A 19032-nucleotide genomic window follows, 5' to 3' on the forward strand; every position below is an offset into this window, starting at 1 on the left:
TGTAAGTGTGCCACCTGACCTGGACAAAGTGTTCAAGGCGCTGGCGGATCCGACTCGCCGGTACCTGCTCGACCAGTTGCGCGAGGACAACGGGCAAACGCTGGGCGAACTGTGCCGCCGGCTGGAGATGACTCGGCAGTCCGCGACCCAGCACCTCGCCGTGCTGGAGGCGGCGAACCTGGTGAGCAGCGTGCGCCGCGGCCGGGAAAAGCTGCACTACCTCAATCCGGTGCCGCTGCACGAGATGCGGGAGCGGTGGGTGAACCGGTTCGAGCAGCCGCGGCTGCGGATGCTCAGTGCCGTCAAACGTCGAGCAGAGGAAGCCATGAAGCCGAGTTTCGTGTATGTGACCTACATCCATGCCACGCCGGAGCAGGTGTGGCACGCGCTCACCGACCCCGAGCTGACCGGGCAGTACTGGGGCCACCGCAACGAATCCGACTGGAACAAGGGTTCGCGCTGGGCGCACGTGCGGACCGACGGGTCCGGGATCGCCGACGTCGAGGGCGAGGTGATCGAGGCGGTCCCGCCGAAACGCCTGGTCACCACCTGGTTCGACCCGAACGGTCCGAAGGATCAGGAGCCGTCCCGCGCGACGTTCGACATCGAAGCGCACGAGGGCATCGTCCGGCTGACGGTGACGCACGAGGACCTGCCCGACGAGAAGGCGCACCAGGACGTGTCCGGCGGCTGGGCGGCTGTGCTGTCGAATCTCAAGTCGTTGCTGGAGACCGGGCACGTGCTGCCGCGGGCTCCGTGGGAGATGCCGTGACCGGCGCGGGCCGCCGGGAATAGATCAGCGACCGGGTGCGTTGGGGCCTGGTGAGTGGCGATGCCGGTTCTCACCGGCGTAACCACTCACCAGGCCCCTCTCGCTTGTGCGGCCGGAACCGATGCGCTACTCTCGCCGCATACCCCAGGAAGTCGGCCCCGCCGCCCAGGGGTTCCGCCCTCTCGGCCAGCGTGAGTCAACGCGACGAGGATCGGCGTCTTTCCCGAAGCCCGTCGCCTGACCCGCTTCGTCTCATCCGGCGGTCCGTGTTTTTCGCGTCGACTGTCACTGCTCAAGGAGCCACAAACCATGACACAGCAAGGAATTCTCGATATCCACGGCAAGAACGCCACACTGGGCTACACCCCCGGCGGCCCGCCCGTTCCGTTATCCCTGGTCCGCGCCCACGGCCTGCGCCGCGGCGACGAACTCGTCCTCGACAACGGCGAACTCGTCTCGGTCAACGGCCGCCCGCCCGGGCAACGGCGTCCCGATTTCGACAAACTCACCCCCATTCACCCCAACCAGCGACTGGTCCTCGAAACCAGCAGGCACCAGCTCACCACGCGCGTCCTGGATCTGGTCGCGCCGCTGGGCAAAGGCCAGCGCGCGTTGATCGTCGCGCCGCCGCGCACCGGCAAAACCACTGTGCTGCAAGCGATCGCGCAAGCGGTGGCGGTCAACCATCCCGAGGCGCACCTCATGGTACTACTCGCCGACGAACGCCCCGAAGAAGTCACGGACATGACCCGCTCGGTGCACGGCGAGGTCGTAGCGTCCACTTTCGACCGCAAACCAGCCGAGCACACCGCCGTCGCCGAACTGGCGCTGGAACGCGCGAAACGCCTGGTCGAAACCGGCCGCGACGTCGTACTGCTGCTGGATTCCCTGACCCGCCTCGGCCGCGCGTACAACCTGGCGGCCCGCACCTCGGGCCGGATCCTGTCCGGCGGTGTCGACGCCAGCGCACTGCACCCGATGAAGAAAATCCTAGGCGCGGCAAGGAACATCGAGGAAGGCGGCTCGCTCACCATCATCGCCACCGCACTGGTCGGCACGGGTTCGCTGGCGGACACGGTATTCTTCGAGGAACTGAAAAGCACCGGCAACTCGGAACTCCGCCTGGACCGAGTGCTCGCCGACCACCGCGTTTTCCCCGCGGTAGATTTCTTCGGCTCCGGCACCCGCCGCGACGAGCTGATCGTCCCGCCACAGGAACTCGCCGTGCTGAACGAGGTCCGCCGCGCGCTGTCCACGCAGGATCCGAAGCGGGCCGCGGAACAGTTTCTGGAACAGGTCCGCACGACGAAGTCCAATGCGGAATTCATCGCCCGGGTGAACGCCTCGCTGGCAGTTCCGACCGCTGCGGCCGCCTGAGTTGGAAACCGAACGCCTGCGCCTCACCCCGATCGGTCCGGACCTCGCCGACGAGTTGTACCGGCTGCATCTGGACCCCGGCATCGCCCGCTGGTACGGCGAATGGACCCGCGCCGACGCGGAAGCTCGACCGTGTCGGCAAATGGCTGGCCCGGCACCGGGAATCCGGAGAACTCCTCGCCACCGAAATCGGCCTCGCTGGTCCACGCACGAGAACTCGGCGCGGCGGAAGTCGTCGCCTTCACCGAGGTGCACAACGTCCGTTCCCGTGCGGTGATGGAGCGGCTCGGCTTCACCTACCGCCACGATGTCCCGCACCGAGGAGAACCGTTCGCTCTCTACACAATCGCCCTCGCCAGTTGATCCCTCCGTTGCCGAAGCGGAACCGCTGAGCTACACGGAAATGGGCGTCGAGCAATACGTGATTCTCGGCGCAGAACTCGATTTCTACGCCTACCGCGGAGCCAGCCACGCCCGCGTGTTCGAAGTGGACAAACCCGCCACCCGGCGCTGCAAGCAAAGACTGCTAGCCGACTTCGAGCAAGAGCAGTCGCTGACCGGCCACCTCGGCCAAGGCGGATTCGACCCCGACCGCCCGGCGCTGGTCAGCTGGCTCGGCGTCACGATGGACCGCACCGAGGAAACGATCAGCCAAACTCGCCACGCGATCAGCGGGTAAGCCCCCGGAACTTATCGATGGCCGCCCTCCTGCGCGCCAGAGGGGATCGCGGCGGCACTGCGCCCGACCGAGCTGTCCGTCCTCACCCGGGTACGGGTCAGGGAATCGTCACCAGCCACCGATCCGGCCGCCGCCGCAGGTAGCCCCACCAGTACCCGGCCGAAACCACCAGCACCCCGGTGGTAATCGCCAGGTCCAGCAGGCTCTGCGACACCAGCACGTAGCCGAGCGCCAGCACCGCCGCAACGGGCACCACCGGCCATCCCGGCATCCGCCATACCTGCGGACGCCGGTGTGCTGGCCGCCGCGCCCACAGCACGCTCACCGAAATCGCCAGGTACAGCGCGACCACGGCCACCCCGGTCACACCGCTCAGCGTTTCCACCGGCACAAAGCACAGCACCGCTTCCGAGACGCCGACTACGAGCGTCGCCACCCAGGGCGCGCCAAACCGCGGACTCACCACGCTCAACGCGCGATTCACCGGCTCCGGCCAAGCGCGATCCCGTCCCGACGCGTACAGCACGCGCGAGTTCTGGATCACCATCACGATCACCGCGTTCACGATCGCCGCCGCGATGCACAGGCTCACGATGGTGCCGAAGGCCGAACTGCTCCAGCTCACCACGAGCGCGGTCAGGTCGAGGTTCTGCAGGATCGCGAGGTCCGGCACGCCGAGCGTGATCGCGACGACCGGCACCAGGATCACGACCGCGCTGATACCGAGCGTCCAGAACACAGTCCGCGAGACCGTCTTGTGCGGCTCCCGCATCTCCTCCCCCCGGGACACCGCNGGCTCGCGCATCTCCTCCGCCAGGTACACCGCGGTCGAGAACCCCTGCACCACGAACAACGCGACCGCCAGCCCGGCGATTACCGAGACCAGCGCGATCGGATGCACGCCGTCCATGCTGGGTCGCCCGAGCACCGCGGCCGGGCGGTCGGTGTGGGCGAACCCGAGCACGGACACCACGACGATCGCGAGGATCTCGATCACCAGGAAGATCCCGGTCAGCCACGCATTCGACCGCAGGTTCACCAGGCCCATCCCGGTGGCCGCCAGCATCACCAGCGCACCCGCCACGGACGGATCGACGTGCCCGAGCACCGCCAGGTAGCCGGCGACTCCGAGCGCGATGATCGGCGGCACCACCAGGATCACGATGAACGACAGCATGAACGTGATCCACCCGGCGAACCGGCTGACCACGGTGGACACCATGGCGTACTCGCCGCCCGAGCTCGGCACCAGCGTGCCGAGCTCGGAATAGCAGAACGCGATCCCCACGCACAGCAGCACGGCGAGCCCGATGGCCAGCGCGGTACCGGTGCCGAGCGAACCGAACAGCGGCGGGACGAGAACGAACAACGACGACGCGGGAGTCACACAGCTCAGCGTCAGCAGGGTGCCGCCGCCGACCCCGATCGATCTGGTCAGCGAGCGGGGCGCGGGCGAACCGGCGGCAGGGTCGGTCTGGACGGGGACTGGATGAGGCGGCATGGGGCTCCCTCCGTCGGCGCTGGAATTCGACGGAGGGAACAGGACGGGTTTGCCGTTGTCAACGCCGGAAAGACGACGAAATCCGTTGCTCGGAACCCCGGCAGACGGTCCATCTGGACACTCAGGGCGACCGTTTGCCACGCCCACGGTTGCCTGCGACAGGGTCGACCCGCGATGATCCCGGGATGCAGAGCCAGGACCCGAACCGGCCGGCGCCGCCGGTGGTCGACGACATTTCGAAGCAGATCATCGCCCAGTTGCAAGAGGACGGACGGCGGCCGTACGCCACGATCGGCAAGGCGGTCGGATTGTCCGAGGCGGCGGTCCGCCAGCGGGTGCAGCGACTGTCCGATTCGGGCGTCATCCAGATCGTCGCGGTGTCGGATCCCTTGCAGGTCGGGCTTTTCCGCCAGGCGATGGTCGCGATCACCGTCGACGGCCCGCTCGATCCGGTCGCCGACGCACTGGCCGAAATGGACGAGATCGACTACGTCGTGCTCTGCGCCGGCCGCTTCGACGTGCTGTGCGAGGTGCTCTGCGCCGACGACGAGGCACTGCTCGACGTGATCTCCAACCGCATCCGGACGCTGCCCGGAGTGCGCACCGCGGAGACGCTCGTGTACCTCAAGCTGCGGAAGCAGTCGTACGAGTGGGGCACGCACCGCCGGTGACGACGAAATCCGAAGGTCTGTCCGGATGAGACAGCCTAAATTAGTCGTTGTGGGTGGTATCAACGACTGATCCGCTTGCCAACCGGCGTCGGCTCGTGCGATAACCGAGAGGTCCGGCCGGTGCGCCACGGTGCGCGCCGGCAGCTTCGAGGCCCGTTTCGAGGAGCCATGACCACGACCGCCGAACCCGCCGGGATCACCACCGGCTCGGGCACTGCCGCACGCGACAACCTCTGGCTGCACTTCACGCGCCACAGCCGCGCCGACACCGCCGACATCCCGGTGATCGTGCGCGGCGAGGGTGCCTACATCTGGGACGACACCGGCAAGCGCTACCTCGACGGCCTCGCGGGGCTGTTCGCGGTGCAGGTCGGCCACGGTCGCGAGGAACTGGCCGAAGCCGCTGCGCGCCAAACGAAGCAGCTCGCGTACTTCCCGCTTTGGGGCCACGCGCATCCACCCGCGCTCGAACTGGCCGAACGCCTTGCCGCCGCGTCGCCGGGCGACCTCAACCGCGTTTTCTTCACCGTGAGCGGCGGCGAATCCGTGGAAACGGCGTGGAAGCTCGCGAAGCAGTATTTCAAGCTGACCGGAAAACCCGCCAAACACAAGGTGATCAGCCGCGCGCTGGCGTATCACGGCACGTCGCAGGGCGCACTTTCGATCACCGGAATTCCTGGGGCGAAGGCAGATTTCGAGCCGCTCGTGCCGAGTACGCTGCGCGTGCCGAACACGAACTTCTATCGGGCACCCGAACATGCCGACGATTACCAGGCTTACGGCCGGTGGGCTGCTGACCAAATCGAGCAAGCGATCGAATTCGAGGGCGCGGACACTGTCGCCGCGGTATTCCTCGAACCCGTGCAAAACACCGGTGGCTGCTTTGTCCCGCCGCCGGGTTATTTCGAGCGGGTTCGCGAGATTTGCGACAAACACGACGTGCTGCTGGTGTCCGACGAGGTGATTTGCGCCTTCGGCCGGGTCGGCTACGACTTCGCGGCCAAGCGGTACGGCTACCAGCCGGACATCATCACCACCGCCAAGGGGCTGACCTCGGGCTACGCGCCGCTCGGCGCGGTGCTCGCGAGCGACCGGCTGATGGAGCCGTTCGCCGGCGGCGAGGCGACCTTCATGCACGGCTCGACCTACGGCGGGCACCCGGTTTCGTGCGCGGTCGCGCTGGCCAACCTCGACCTCATCGAGCGCGAGAACCTTTACGGCCATGTACTGGACAAGGAAACCGCCTTCCGGGCGACCCTCGACCGGCTGACCGATCTGCCGATCGTCGGCGACGTGCGCGGCACCGGTTTCTTCTACGGCATCGAACTCGTCAAGGACAAAGCGACCAAGGAGACCTTCACCGCCGGGGAATCGGAACGCATTTTGCGCGGTTATCTCTCGAACGCACTGTTCGAAGGCGGTCTCTACTGCCGCGCCGACGACCGCGCCGAGCCGGTGGTCCAGCTGTCGCCGCCGCTGATCTGCGACCAGCCGCAGTTCGACGAGATGGAGCAGATCCTGCGCGAGGCGCTCACCGGAGCGTGGAAGTTGCTCTGACGCCCGCTGCCGCACTGGTTGTCCCGCTACGCTGATCTTCGTTGCCTACCAACGGGAGGAAGCGCGTGGCGCAGTGGAATGACCTGGTCGCCTACATCAGGCAGACCTACCGGGTGATCCGGGACGACCCGGGCGAGATCCGGATCCGGGTCCTGTTCGGCGACGACGCGGAGACGACCGGGCGGGCGCAGGTCGTGGTGATCGCCAGGGAGATCTTCGACCAGCGCGAGGACTGGGTGCAGATCGCGACCCCGTTCGCCCGCGTGGACGAGGTCGATCTGCTCACCGTGCTGAGCGAGGTAGGCCAGACGCTGGTGGTCGGCGGGCTCGTGGTGATGGGCGAGCACCTCGTGCTGCGCCATTCGCTGCCGCTGCTGAACCTCGACCTCAACGAGTTCACCGATCCGCTCGAACTCGTCGCCGGTTCGGCCGAGCTGCTGGAACAGCAGTTCACCGGGCGTGACGACTACTGAGCGGCCGCAGCCACGAAAAAGCGGGGCACTGATCCGATCAGGGCCCCGCTTTTTCGTGGCTCAGTACAGCTGGGTAGCCGGTGGCCGCACACCGTCCATCCTGGACTGAACACTCGGCTCGACCGCCGGGCAGTGCTTGCCGCGACCCGGGCTCGTGCCGTCGATCAGGAAGGCGTCCGCGGCGTCGGTGACGCACTGGCTCTTCTTGAAGTACGCGCCGTGGCCCCAGCCCTCGTAGGTGAGCAGCGGAGCACCGGACTGCTGCGACGCGCGCACCGCCCAGCCGTACGGCGTGGCCGGGTCGTAACGGCTGTTCAGCATCAACATCGGCACGCCCGGCCGGACCGACAGCGGATGCTGCGGGTTGCGCACCGGGCTCGGCCAGCCGGCGCAGCCCGCCGCCGCGCTCCAGCCCAGCGGCGAGAAGTGCAGGTCAGGCGACACCCTGGCGAGCGCGCGCCGGTAGCTGTCGAGTTGCGGATAGCTGGTGACCGGCAGCCGCCAGTCGGAGCAGAAGATGCTGTTGAACGGGTTCGGAATGGGGATGTCGTCCTTGCCGAAGGACGCCTCGGCCGGTTTCCCGTCGCGCAGGTCGACCAGGCTCTTCGCGAGCTTGCCCCAGGTGGGGCCGTAGAAGTTCTGCGAGATCAGGCCGACGAACGCCATCGGGTCGAGCCGGTCGTCCGGGGTGCCGAGTTCGCCGCGTTCGGCGCGGGCGTACAGGCCGGCCACCACCGCGCTGACGTCCTGGTCGTGCAGCGCGCACGACGGCGTCCGGTCGCACCAGCCGGTGAACTGCTCGAACAGCTCCTGCGTGGCCTGGGTTTCCGTCTTCAGGAACTCCCAGGTGCTGCGGATCGAGTGGTCCATGTTGCTGTCCAGCACGAGCGCGCGCACCCGGTCCGGGTACGCCTCGGCGTACTGCTGGCCCATCAGCGTGCCGTAGGAAACGCCGTAGTAGGTGAGCTTCTTGTCGCCGAGCGCGGCACGGATCGCGTCCATGTCGCGCACGACGCCGCGGGTGTCCGAACGGCTGGCGAGCGGCCCGGTGATCCGGTCGCAGCTGCGCCCGAGCGCGCGGTTGTACGCGAGCAGCTGCCGGAATTCGCCGGAATCCTTCGGCAGCACCGGGTTTTTCGCGGTGAGCTCGTCGAGCCCGCACTTGATCGCGGTGCTTTCCCCGACCCCGCGCGGATCGAACCCGACCGTGTCGAACCGCGCGGCGACCTTCGGCGACAGCGTCCAGCCGCTCTGCACCTCGCCCGCGNNCCGAGCCGATCCGGTGCGCGGGATCGGTGGCCTTGCGCCGCGCGAGCGCGAGCTGAATCGTGCCGTCGCCGGGACGGTCCCAGTCGAGCGGCACGGTGAGCTTGCCGCATTCGGCTCCCTGCCCGGTAGGACACGGTTTCCAGTCGATGGCCGCGGGAGCGGCGTTCGCCGGTGCCGCGGTGAACAACGCCGTCGCCGCGGTGACCGCGGTGGCGGCGACGGCCAGTTTCCTGCCCAGACCCAATGCCCTGCCCCTTCGGCGTGAACTGGAGACGTCAGAGCCTTCGATCTTGCCAGAAGGTGCCGGGTGCCACTAGTGCGGGTTTATTGTCCTTTGTGGACAGTGTGGGTGCTGGCCAGCTGTACTGGGAAGACAAGCGGAATCAGCCCGTCGGGCCGGGTCAGTGCCGGAGCCTGGGAGAGAAAAGCGGTTTTCAGCGCCTGGCAAGCGGGTTCGCCGAGAGGGAAGAGGTTGTAGAAGGTCGACACGAACTCCCAGACCTGATCGAGCGGACCGCTGACGTCGATCGTCTCGACGCGCCACTGAACGGGAGCGAATCCGGCCGGAACGAGAATTTCGTCCAGCCCGGCCCGGGTCCGGGTGCGCTTGTCGCCGAGCGGAGGCAACCGCTGTTCGGCCGGGACGTCGGCGAGGATTTCCCGCAGCAGCTTGCCGAACAGGGCACGAGCCCCGTCTCCGGCCGCCCCGCCGCCGAGGACGAGAGAGAGCTGCCCGCCCGTCCGGAGCACGCGGGCCAGCTCCGCGGACACCTCGTCGATGTCAGTCATCAGCATGAACGCCATGTGCGACACGCAGGCATCGAACGCGTGGTCCGCGAACGGCAGTCGCTGTGCCCGGCCTTCCGCCACTGTCGTCGAACGCTTCTTGGCCAGAGCCAGATCCGTGCTCGACACATCGACCCCGACCGCCTGATGTCCCGCCGAGGAAAGGAGTTCGAGCAGAAATCCGTCGCCGCAGGCCAGATCGAGCACACGTCCCGGAGCGGTGATCTCGTCCCGGAGAAGCTCGTAACTCGACCGTCCGTCGGCGCTTCGGCCGTCGCCGAACGCGCGCGACGTCACCGCCGGATGGCTTGCGTGGAAGGCACGAAAGAAGGTTTCTTGCGCGGACCTGGTCACTCTCCCAACTTACGCACCGGCGCGAAATCCCGCCTTGTCTTTGTAGAATCACCGGATGGCGGACGTGGCGACCGACCGGCGCGAGGCCGAGGTCTGGTGTTCCTACCAGCGCGTGCAGCGGGCGCTCGGCAGCGCGCTCGACCGGCAGCTGGAGCGCGACGCCGGGATCTCCGGAGCCGACTACGCCCTCCTCGTCCCGCTCGCGAACGAACCGGACGGCGTGCTGCGGATGCGCGAACTCGGCGCGACCGTCGAATGGGACCGCAGCCGGCTGTCGCATCACGTGAGCCGGATGTGCAAGCGCGGGCTGGTCACGCGGGAGAACTGCACCGAGGACGCGCGCGGGGCGAACGTCCGGCTCACCGAAGCCGGGCGCGCGGCGGTCGCGGCGGCCAGGCAGCAGCACGGCGAACTCGTGCGCCGGTATTTCTTCGACCAGGTCAGCGGCCCCGAGCTGGAGCTGCTCGGCCGCGTTTTCTCCCGGATGCTCACCCGGCTGGCGCAGGACTGACCAAGATCGTCAGCGCTCCGTGCGGGCGCGGTAAGCGGTGCGCCGCAGTCTTGCCGCATCGCCTACCGACCCAGGGGAGCAGAGATGACCAGCAAGACCGTTCTCGTGTCCGGTGCCAGCGTCGCGGGTCCGTCCGCCGCCTACTGGCTGCACCGTTACGGCTATTCGGTGACCGTCGTCGAGGCCGCGCCGCGGCTGCGGCCGGGCGGGCAGGCCGTCGACTTCCGCGGCGAGCAGATGAAACTCGTCGAAGCGATGGGCCTGCTCGACGACCTGCGGGAGCACGAGACCGCGCTGCGCGAGCAGGTGCAGCTCGACCCGGCCGGACAACCCGCGTTCACCTTGCCGAGCGGGTTCACCAACGGCGAGCTGGAGGTCCTGCGCGGCGACCTCGCCCGCGTCCTCTACGACCACACCAAGGACTACACCGAGTACGTCTTCGGCGACCGTGTCACCTCGCTCGCCGAGACCTCCGACGGCGTCGACGTCACCTTCCGCCACGGCGCCCTGCGGCGGTTCGACCTGGTGGCCGGCGCGGACGGGATCCACTCCGGCGTGCGCACGGCAGCCTTCGGTCCGGAGGCGAAATTCCGCACCGACCTCGGTTACCACGTCGCCGGGTTCACCGCGCCCAACCACCTCCGCCTCGACCGCGCGGGCCTGCTCTACAACGAACCCGGCCTCGGCGCGATCGTCACCAGCCACCGAGACCCGGAGACAGTCACCGTCGGCCTCACCTTCCGCGGCGACCCGGACGGGTACGGCCGTCCCGGCCTGGCCCGGCAGAAGGACATTGTCACCGAGGTCTTCGCCAACGCCGGATGGGAACTCCCGCAGCTGCTCACCGCCGTCGCCGACGCGCCTGACCTGTACTTCGACACCGTCGGCCAGATCAAGCTCGACAGCTGGTCGCGCGGCCGGATCGTGCTGCTGGGCGACGCCGCCTGGTGCGCCGGGCCGGGCGGATCCGGCACCGGCCTCGCGATGATGGGGGCGCAGGTCCTGGCCGGGGAACTCGCCGCGGCCGGCGGCGACCACGTGACCGCGTTCGCCCGCTACGNCCCGCTACGAGCAGCGGCTGCGCAAACCCGCCCGCGTCGGGCAGCGCAACGGAGCCGGTTCGGGCGGCTTCCTGGTCCCGGCCACCGAGGAGAAGCTGCGCAAGCGCAACCGGATGTACCGCTCGCTGACCGGTCCGCTCGGCCGCCGCGTCTTCGAGTACATGGGCAGCCGCGCGGCGAACTCGGTCAAGTTCCGCGAATATCCGCAGCCTCGCGTGCAGGCCTTGCCTTGACGCTGAGGGCAAGGTTTAGCGTCGGAAAAATGCGGATCGGCGAACTGGCCCAGCGGACCGGGACCACCACGCGGGCACTGCGCTTCTACGAGGCACAGGGCCTGCTCCCGGCGGCGCGCGCGGCGAACGGCTATCGCGAGTACGACGAGGACCACCTGCGGCTCGTCAAGGAAATCCAGACCCTGCGCACGGTCGGGTTCAGCCTCGACGACACCCGCCCGTTCGTCGACTGCCTCCGCACCGGCCACGACGCGGGCGACGCGTGCCCGGCGTCGGTCGAGGTGTACCGGCGGAAGCTGGACGAGGTCGAGGCCTGCATGCGCGACCTCGCGGCGGTCCGCTCCGCGCTGCTCGACAAGCTCGCCGCCGCCACCGGGCACGCGGTTGACCCGTGCACTGCCGAACCCGAGGAGTCCCGATGACCACCGACGCCACCTTCGCCGCCGACGTCCTGGACCACGACCAGCCCGTCCTGGTCGACTTCACCGCGGGCTGGTGCCCGCCGTGCCGGATGCTCGCCCCGGTGCTCGCCGAGATCTCCGCGGAACGGCCCGGCCTCACCGTGCGCGAACTCAACACCGACGAGAACCCCGAAACGATGCGCGCCTACCAGGTGATGGCGCTGCCGACGCTGATGCTGTTTCGCGACGGAGCCCCGGTCGCGTCGTTCGTCGGCGCCCGGCCGAAGGCGAAACTGCTCGCCGAACTGGACGGTCTGCTGGGCTGAACCGGTGGCCTTCCCGGTCTGCCCGGTGGGCGGGTGACGAAGCAGGTACAAAGAGTGCACGACTTTCGGGGAGGCCGTGCCATGACCGCTTTCGTGCGCTCTTACCTGTTCCTTCGCCGCGCCATCGGGGTGCTCGGGATCCTGCTGCCGATCGTGGTGATCATCGGCAAGGAACTGCTCGAAGGCGGTGGCTTGCTCGGTTCGCTGAGCGGCTATTACTACAGCGATCTCCGGAACGTCTTCGTCGGCACGTTGTGCGCGATCGGCGTCTTCCTGATCGCCTATCGCGGTTACGGACGCGTCGACGACATCGCGGCCAATGTCGCGGCGATCGCCGGCATCGGCGTCGCGCTGTTCCCGGCCCAGCCGGTAACGCCGACCCCGACCGAACACGCGATCGGCGTCGCGCACCTGGTGTTCGCCGCGATCTTCTTCCTCACCCTCGCGTTCTTCTGCCTCTTCCTGTTCACCAAGGACGACGGGGCGCCGACCAAGCGCAAACGTTCGCGCAATGCCGTCTACCGGACGTGCGGCATCGTGATGCTCGCGTGCCTGGTGCTGATCGTGGTCAACGGCCTGTTCTTCAGCGCCGCCACCGCGGACCTGCATCCGACGCTCTGGCTGGAGTCGCTCGCGGTGTTCGCGTTCGGTTTCGCGTGGCTGACGAAAGGCGAGACGCTGCTGGGCGACCAGCCTCAGACCAGCTTGCCGTAAGCCGCCGACACCTGGGTGAGCCAGGCGACCTCGGCCTCGAACGTCTTCGCGTCGTGGTCGTCGAACGCGCTGTTGTCCTGGCTTTCCGCCGGGGTCAGCCCGGAGGTCTTCGCCTCCAGCGCCTGGCGGATCTTGCGAGCCTCGGCCATCGCCTGGTCGCCGTCCGGGGTGTCGGCGCGGTCCATGTACGGCCGCAGCGCGCGCCAGCCGTCACGGATCTCGATCACCCGGCGATGCAGCCGGTAGTGCAGGTCCGACCAGCGCCGATCGGTGTCTCCCTCGGCAGGCGGTTCCAGCGCGATGCCCGGCGAGGATTCGTACAGCGAATGCCACAGCGGGTAGAGCGCGCGGTAGGAACGGTAATTGCGCTGCCAGCGCGCGACCGACGAGACGTGCTCGCCCCACGACGGCATGGTCAGCCCGAACGACACGATCACGATGCCCAGCGCACTGAACACAGAGGGCACGATCGCCCACGCGCCGAGGTGCCAGCCGAGTGCCGGGCTCACGATGTTCACCGCGCGCGTGGCGCAGTAGCAGAACAGCACGACCGCACCGACCGCGAGCGTCTTCAGGGTCCGGCGCAGCCACACCCGCGACGTGCTTCGCGCGTACGGCAGGCATTGCAGGTAGATCGTCACGCACGGCACGGCCTGCGAAACGATGAACAGCAGCAGGTAGGTGAGGATCACCGGGTCGCCGCTGCCCACCGCGAAGGCGGTGCCCGGGGTGCCCGGTTTGTTGCCGATGAAGAACAGCACGGTCAGCACGACGAACAGCACCGCGCCGGAGACGATCCACGCCCGGATCCGCGTGCGGATTTCCGCCAGGGGATTCGCCCACAGCATCAGCAGGAGCTGCGCGCTGATGCAGTACGCGACCGCGGCCAGGTGCAAGATCAAGATCGCCAGATTGGGGATCCCGAACAGCGAGCCGATGCTGAGCGAGAGGGCGCCGAGGGTGAAGGTGACGCACTGCAGGATCAGCGTCGTCATCAGCACGATGTAGGCCGGGTCGCGCCACGAGCGGCGCATCGAGAAAAGCTTGTACAGCAAGGCCGCGTACGAGGATACCGCCGACAGAGAGAATAAGATGATCTTCAGAGTGTTCACTCGCGCCCCCGGAACGGCCTCAGCGCCCGGCGGGCGGAACGGTGTGCGCGGCAACCTTGGCGGAATTGTTCACGATCGGCGACCATACACCACCGCAAGTGCCGGAACTAGGGCCGGAAAACTGGTTCTGGCCTGGGCGAATTCCGAGTGGATGCCAGGTGTCGGCGGCCTGCTCGAGAACCGCTGGGGTGATCTTCCGGTGAACGGCGGGCGACCGGCTCGTGCACGGCCGCGACGGGATGCGCCCGTCGCTAGGGTGTCGCCATGAGTCTTCAGGTGGTGATCGGGCACGGACCGGCGGGGGCGGCCACCGCCGCGCTGCTGGCTGAACAAGGAGAGCGGGTCCGGGTGATCGGCCGTTCGCCCCGGGAACCCGAGCCGGGGCTGGAGCACGTCTCGCTCGACGCCGCCGACCAGGCCGCGCTCGCCGAAGCGACCGAGGGGGCGACAGCGATCTACAGCTGCGCCAGCCCGCCATATCATCGGTGGGCGACCGATTGGCCGCCGTTGCAGGCCTCGATGTGCGCCGCGGCCGAAGCGAACGGCGCGCTGCTGGTGTCGCTGGGGAATTTGTACGGCTACGGCCCGGTCGATGGTCCGCTCACTGAGAATCTGCCGCTCGCGGCCACCGGGACAAAGGGCCGGATCCGGGCTTTGCTGTCCGAACAACTGCACGCATTGCACGACGAGGGCCGCATCCGCGCGGTCGAGGTGCGTGCCTCCGATTTCTTCGGTCCCGGAGTGACCGACGGCGGCCATCTTGCCGCCCGAGTGGTGCCGAACGTGCTGCACGGGCGGAAGGTCCAGGTACTCGGCGATCCGGACGCCGCGCACAGCTGGACCTACATTTCCGATGTCGCGCGCACGCTGGTCGCGGCCGCGCGGGAAGAAAAGGCGTGGGGCAGGACGTGGCATGTGCCGACTGGTCCGCCGCGGTCCGCTCGGGTGATGGTCGCGCTGTTGTGCGAGGCGGCCGGAGTGGCCCCGGTGCCGGTGCAACGCCTTTCCCCGATGTTACTGAAGGCGGGCGCACTCGTTTCGCCGATGTTGCGCGAGCTGCGGGAGGTCCGCTACCAGTTTGACCGTCCGTACGTGCTCGATTCCCATGCGGCACAGGAATTCTTCGATATTACGCCGACGGGAGAGAAAGATCAATTTGCCGGTACCGTGGCCTGGTGGCGTGATCGCTTGGCTACCGTGAGTTGAGTTGCCTGTGCATTCCTCCGCACCTTGCCCAATGCCCTTGAAAAACTGGGTAAGAACGGGCAATCTCGGTGTCGACTGGGTGGGGATCGGCACGAGGAAGTCATGCCATGGGGTCTGCAAGATCTGAGTGGGAAGAATCCGAAAATAGCCAGGACATCGCCGTTGTCGGAATGGGATGCCGTTTTCCGGGGGCGCGCAACGTCAACGAGTACTGGGATCTGCTGAGCGAGCCCAAGCCGCAGTTTCGGCGAGTGCCGGATTCGCGGTGGCGGCGCGAAGCGTTCTACAACGACGATTTCCGGGACAGCGGAGCGGTCTACTCCGACCGCATGGCGCTGCTGGAGGACGTCGGCGACTTCGACGCCGGGCACTACAAGATCCCGCCGCGGCGGGCCAAATCGCTCGACCCGCAGCACCGGCTGCTGGTCGACCTGACCCGCGAAGCGCTGCAGGACGCGGGATGGGAGGCCGAGGGCTTCGACCGCGACGACACATCGGTGATCATGTCGCTCAGCGACAGCGGCTACCGCGACATGAGCACACTGCACCTGCGGCTGAAACAGCTGATCGGCGGCGAATTCGGCCGGGCGGGCGATCCGGCGATGGCCGAGGCGGCATCCGCGGTCAGCGGCCTGCACGCCACCGCGATGGCCGGGCTGCTGCTCAACATGGGGCCGAGTTCGATCAGCAGCGTCTTCGACCTGCACGGAGAGAGCTACGCGCTCGATTCGGCCTGCTCCGGCGGGCTGACCGCGGTGGCGAACGCGGTGTTCGCCCTGCGGGCGGGCCGCTGCCGGATCGCCGTCGCCGGCGGCGCACAGCTCGTGCTGTCTCCGGACCTGTTCGTGGGCCTGTGCCGGATCGGCGCGATCTCGCGCACCGGCGAATGCCGGCCGTTCGACCGCCGGGCCGACGGGTTCGTGCTCGGCGAGGGGGCCGGCGTCCTGGTGCTGCGCCCGCTCGCGGACGCACGGGCGGCGGGCGACCGGGTGTACGCGGTGATCCGCGGCGTCGGGCTGTCCAACGACGGCACGGTCAAGGGCGGCATGATGCCGCAGGAGTCCGGTCAGCTGCGAGCGTTGCGGCGGGCGTACCGGGACGCGGGGGTCGACCCGGCGTCGGTCGGGTTCCTGGAAGCGCACGGCACCGCGACCGCGGTCGGCGACGACGTGGAGATCAGCGCGCTGACCGAGCTGCGTCGCGGCGCGGAGAACCCGGCGTATCTCGGCGCGGCGAAGTCGGTGGTCGGGCATTCCCTTGGCACCGCGGGAATCGCCGGGCTGATCAAGTCCATTTTGTCTGTCCACAAGGGACAAATTCTGCCGCAGCCGGATTTCGAACCGGCCGAGCAGCTGCCGCTGCGGGACGCCGGGCTTCAGATAGCGGGCCAGGTCACGCCGTGGAACAGCGACGGGCCGCGCCGGGCCGGGGTGAGCGCGTTCGGCTTCGGCGGCTCGAACGTGCACGTGGTGGTCGAGGAAACGGCGCAGGAAACGCCGCCAGCCGAGACGCCGCGGTTGCTGCTGCTCACCGCACGGGACCGGGCCGGGCTGGCCAGGCACGCCCGCGAAGTGGCCGAGGCGCTCGGCAGCGAGAACCCGCCGCTGGCCGCCGTCGCGGGCACACTCGCCCGCCGAACGCTCTTCCCGGAGCGGCTCGCGGTGGCCGCGAACGACATCGCTGACGCGGTTTCCAAGCTCGTCGCCGCGTCGGTCGCGCTCGAATCCGGCCAAGGCGGCGAGCTTGGTCCTGGCGTCTTCGCTGGTGTTGTGTCACCGGGAGAGGAGCCGGTCGAGGACGGTCTGCCAGCCGAGCTGGCTCCGCGCGCGGTGACCGGGTCCGGGCTGCGCCCGGTGGCGGACGGCCTGCCGCGCTGCACGCTGCCGCCGAGCCCGCTCAGCCCGCGTCGGCACTGGGTGGTCGACGACGCGAAGCTCGCCAAGGCACACACGCTGGAGCCGCTCGGGGCTGCTGCGGCATCGGTCGAGGAGGCGGAGGAGACGACTTCCGCGCGGGACGTGTTGGCGGTCGTGCTCGAAGAAGTCGCGCGGACGACGGCGTTTCCGGTCAGCGAGTTGTATGCCGGGCAGTTGCTGGTGGACGACCTCGGGTTCGATTCGTTGATGCTCACCGAGTTGGAGGGGCGGCTGCGGAAGCGGTTCCCGGGGTCGCCGGTGGAGGTCGAGCAGTCAGCGGCGCTGACAGTCGGGGCGGTGGCCGGGATGCTCGCTCCGGCAACGGCTTTGGTCCCGGCTGCTCCGGCCCAGCCTGCTCCGGCTCCGTCGTGGGATCCGGCCAGTGCGGCGATCGAGGAGTTTCCGGAGGCGGCGGCCATTGAGGCGCGGCTGAAGGAGTTTGACGATCTTGGCGTGCCCAATCCGTACTTCCGCAAGCATCAGGGACGGATGGACGCCACGACGTCGGTCTCCGGGCGGGAGTACCTGTCCTTTTCCAGCTACAACTATCTTGGGCTGGCTGGGCATCCGGCGGTGACCGCGGCGGTGCACGATGCCGTCGAGCGGTACGGGACTTCCGTGTCCGGCAGCCGATTGCTCGCTGGGGACCGGGATCTGTCGCGTGACCTGGAGACGGAGCTCGCGGCGTTCCTGGGGGTCGAGGACAGTCTCGTCCTGGTGAGCGGGCACGCGACGAATGTGGGCGCGATCGGCCATCTGGTCGGGCCCGGTGACCTGATCGTGCACGATTCGCTGGCGCACGACAGCATTCTGCAAGGGTGTGCGCTGTCCGGGGCTACGCGGCAGCCGTTTCCGCACAACGACACGGCACGGCTGGAGGACGTGCTGCGCCGGTCGCGGTCCCGGTTCCGGCGGGTGCTGATCGTGGTCGAAGGCGTGTACAGCATGGACGGTGATGTTGCCGATCTGCCTGCGTTGATTGAGCTCAAGCGGCGCTATGGGGCGTTGCTGATGGTTGACGAAGCGCACAGTATCGGGACGATGGGGCCTCGGGGAGCTGGGATCGGCGACCACTTCGCGGTGGATCGGTCCGGGGTTGATCTTTGGATGGGCACCCTGTCGAAGTCGTTGGCCGGGTGCGGGGGGTATCTGGCCGGGTCGGCCCGGACGGTGCGGTGGTTGCGGTATTCGCTGCCTGGGTTTGTTTACAGCGTGGGGATTACTCCGGCTAATGCCGCTGCTTCGCTTGCGGCGTTGAAGATTGTGCAGGAGGAGCCGGAGAGGTTGGTACGGCTGCGGGAGAACTCCCGGTTGTTCCTGGAACTGGCTACTTCGGCGGGGTTGCCGACGGGGTCGGCTGGGGATACGCCGATTGTGCCTTGCGTGGTGGGGAGTTCGGATGTCGCGCTGAGACTGGCGACGACGTTGTACGAGCGGGGGGTGGTGGTGGATCCGATTCTGTACCCGGCGGTGGATGAGGAGTTGGCTCGGTTGCGGTTCTTCATCACCAGTGAGCATCGGGAGGATCAGTTGCAGTATGCGGTGGGGGTGGTGGGGGCTGAGTTGGGCGGGTTGAGGTAGGGGGGCTCGTCGCCTGGGGGCGACATTGGCCCGGTTGCTGGTGTGGGGCACCCCGAAGGTTGAGTGTGCTGACGGGCGGCGGGTGCTTGTCAAGGCGGGAAAGATGCCTTGACAAGCACCCGCCGCCCGCAGGGGGCTTCGGATCGGGGTGCGGAGGAGGGGCTGGGTGCCTCGACTGTGGGTGCATCGGCGGCGGTTGGGTGCGTCGCATGCACCCGGTGCCACATTGGGGAACCCTGAGGGAATCAGAGCCAATGAGGGTGGCCCTCACGGACTTGGTGGGGCTAGAGGAGCGAGCGCTCGATTCGGTCCATCGGTTTCTCCCCTGCTTTGGGGGTTTGGGCGATGGGTTTCGCCGGCGTGCCCATGCGTTCCGAGAGCAGGAAGGCGATGATCTCCGCTTCCTGCTCCTGTGCGTCGTCGTANGTCGTCGTAGGTGGCGCGCATCAGCATGTCCCGGACGATGTCCGGGTCCAGGTTGGGGAACAGCGAGCGGGCGCTCTCGTCGTCCAGGAGACCCGAGCCGCGATGA

The 19032-nt window shown here is 68.2% G+C and carries 17 protein-coding genes and 1 pseudogene; 14 read left to right on the forward strand and 4 right to left on the reverse strand.

Features of this window, described 5'->3' with window-relative positions:
* Positions 1-7 precede the first annotated feature (7 nt).
* From A4R44_RS15035 to A4R44_RS15050, 4 genes are all read left to right on the forward strand, one after another.
* Positions 8-772, forward strand: coding sequence for a metalloregulator ArsR/SmtB family transcription factor (locus A4R44_RS15035; RefSeq protein ID WP_095213354.1), 765 nt, complete (start codon positions 8-10; stop codon positions 770-772).
* A gap of 309 nt (positions 773-1081) precedes the next feature.
* On the forward strand, positions 1082-2149 hold the full coding sequence (rho, locus tag A4R44_RS15040) for a transcription termination factor Rho (protein WP_067580419.1): 1068 nt from the start codon (positions 1082-1084) through the stop codon (positions 2147-2149).
* 102 nt (positions 2150-2251) lie between these two features.
* Positions 2252-2512, forward strand: coding sequence for a GNAT family N-acetyltransferase (locus A4R44_RS15045; RefSeq protein ID WP_067580420.1), 261 nt, complete (start codon positions 2252-2254; stop codon positions 2510-2512).
* A gap of 40 nt (positions 2513-2552) precedes the next feature.
* Positions 2553-2828: a class I SAM-dependent methyltransferase gene (locus tag A4R44_RS15050; protein WP_067580422.1), complete on the forward strand. Its 276-nt coding sequence runs from the start codon at positions 2553-2555 to the stop codon at positions 2826-2828.
* 97 nt (positions 2829-2925) lie between these two features.
* On the opposite strand, the gene A4R44_RS15055 is transcribed toward A4R44_RS15050, so the two are convergent.
* Positions 2926-4329, reverse strand: coding sequence for an APC family permease (locus tag A4R44_RS15055; protein WP_067580423.1), 1404 nt, complete (start codon positions 4327-4329; stop codon positions 2926-2928).
* Between the two features lie 185 nt (positions 4330-4514).
* Between A4R44_RS15055 and A4R44_RS15060 the strand changes: the two genes are divergently transcribed.
* From A4R44_RS15060 to A4R44_RS15070, 3 genes are all read left to right on the forward strand, one after another.
* Positions 4515-5000, forward strand: coding sequence for an Lrp/AsnC family transcriptional regulator (locus A4R44_RS15060; RefSeq protein ID WP_067580425.1), 486 nt, complete (start codon positions 4515-4517; stop codon positions 4998-5000).
* 168 nt (positions 5001-5168) lie between these two features.
* Positions 5169-6557: an aspartate aminotransferase family protein gene (locus A4R44_RS15065; RefSeq protein WP_067580427.1), complete on the forward strand. Its 1389-nt coding sequence runs from the start codon at positions 5169-5171 to the stop codon at positions 6555-6557.
* A 65-nt stretch (positions 6558-6622) separates the two neighbouring features.
* On the forward strand, positions 6623-7030 hold the full coding sequence (locus A4R44_RS15070) for a hypothetical protein (RefSeq protein WP_067580428.1): 408 nt from the start codon (positions 6623-6625) through the stop codon (positions 7028-7030).
* A gap of 60 nt (positions 7031-7090) precedes the next feature.
* Here the strand turns inward: A4R44_RS15070 and A4R44_RS15075 are convergent, their stop codons facing one another.
* Both A4R44_RS15075 and A4R44_RS15080 read right to left on the reverse strand, forming a co-directional pair.
* Positions 7091-8287, reverse strand: a complete 1197-nt coding sequence (locus A4R44_RS15075) for an alpha/beta hydrolase (RefSeq protein WP_232791607.1) — start codon at positions 8285-8287, stop codon at positions 7091-7093.
* A 336-nt stretch (positions 8288-8623) separates the two neighbouring features.
* The gene (locus tag A4R44_RS15080; protein WP_067580430.1) at positions 8624-9439 is read right to left on the reverse strand and encodes a class I SAM-dependent methyltransferase; all 816 of its coding nucleotides are present in this window, start codon (positions 9437-9439) and stop codon (positions 8624-8626) included.
* Positions 9440-9494: 55 nt separating this feature from the next.
* Between A4R44_RS15080 and A4R44_RS15085 the strand changes: the two genes are divergently transcribed.
* The 5 genes and pseudogenes from A4R44_RS15085 to A4R44_RS15105 all read left to right on the forward strand — a co-directional run bounded on the left by A4R44_RS15085 (position 9495) and on the right by A4R44_RS15105 (position 12685).
* Positions 9495-9950 (forward strand): MarR family winged helix-turn-helix transcriptional regulator, encoded by a 456-nt coding sequence (locus A4R44_RS15085; protein WP_067580432.1) that lies wholly within the window; start codon positions 9495-9497, stop codon positions 9948-9950.
* An 84-nt stretch (positions 9951-10034) separates the two neighbouring features.
* Positions 10035-11244 (forward strand): annotated as a pseudogene (locus A4R44_RS15090) (FAD-dependent monooxygenase).
* Between the two features lie 29 nt (positions 11245-11273).
* Entirely contained in the window at positions 11274-11666 is a 393-nt protein-coding gene (locus A4R44_RS15095; protein ID WP_067580434.1) for a MerR family transcriptional regulator, read from the forward strand.
* On the forward strand, positions 11663-11971 hold the full coding sequence (gene trxA / locus A4R44_RS15100) for a thioredoxin (RefSeq protein ID WP_067580436.1): 309 nt from the start codon (positions 11663-11665) through the stop codon (positions 11969-11971). Before A4R44_RS15095 ends, trxA begins: the two co-directional genes overlap by 4 nt.
* A gap of 81 nt (positions 11972-12052) precedes the next feature.
* The gene (locus A4R44_RS15105) at positions 12053-12685 is read left to right on the forward strand and encodes a DUF998 domain-containing protein (RefSeq protein WP_067580437.1); all 633 of its coding nucleotides are present in this window, start codon (positions 12053-12055) and stop codon (positions 12683-12685) included.
* Here A4R44_RS15105 and A4R44_RS15110 read toward each other — a convergent pair.
* Positions 12667-13719 (reverse strand): MAB_1171c family putative transporter, encoded by a 1053-nt coding sequence (locus tag A4R44_RS15110; protein ID WP_232791608.1) that lies wholly within the window; start codon positions 13717-13719, stop codon positions 12667-12669. The genes A4R44_RS15105 and A4R44_RS15110 overlap by 19 nt on opposite strands.
* 342 nt (positions 13720-14061) lie before the next feature.
* Between A4R44_RS15110 and A4R44_RS15115 the strand changes: the two genes are divergently transcribed.
* Together A4R44_RS15115 and A4R44_RS15120 are read left to right on the forward strand one after the other, a co-directional pair.
* On the forward strand, positions 14062-15003 hold the full coding sequence (locus A4R44_RS15115) for an NAD-dependent epimerase/dehydratase family protein (protein WP_067580440.1): 942 nt from the start codon (positions 14062-14064) through the stop codon (positions 15001-15003).
* A 107-nt stretch (positions 15004-15110) separates the two neighbouring features.
* Positions 15111-18500 (forward strand): aminotransferase class I/II-fold pyridoxal phosphate-dependent enzyme, encoded by a 3390-nt coding sequence (locus tag A4R44_RS15120; protein ID WP_095213356.1) that lies wholly within the window; start codon positions 15111-15113, stop codon positions 18498-18500.
* Positions 18501-19032: the final 532 nt, after the last annotated feature.

The organism is Amycolatopsis sp. M39 (assembly GCF_001651785.1).
GTDB classification, from domain to species: domain Bacteria; phylum Actinomycetota; class Actinomycetes; order Mycobacteriales; family Pseudonocardiaceae; genus Amycolatopsis; species Amycolatopsis rubida.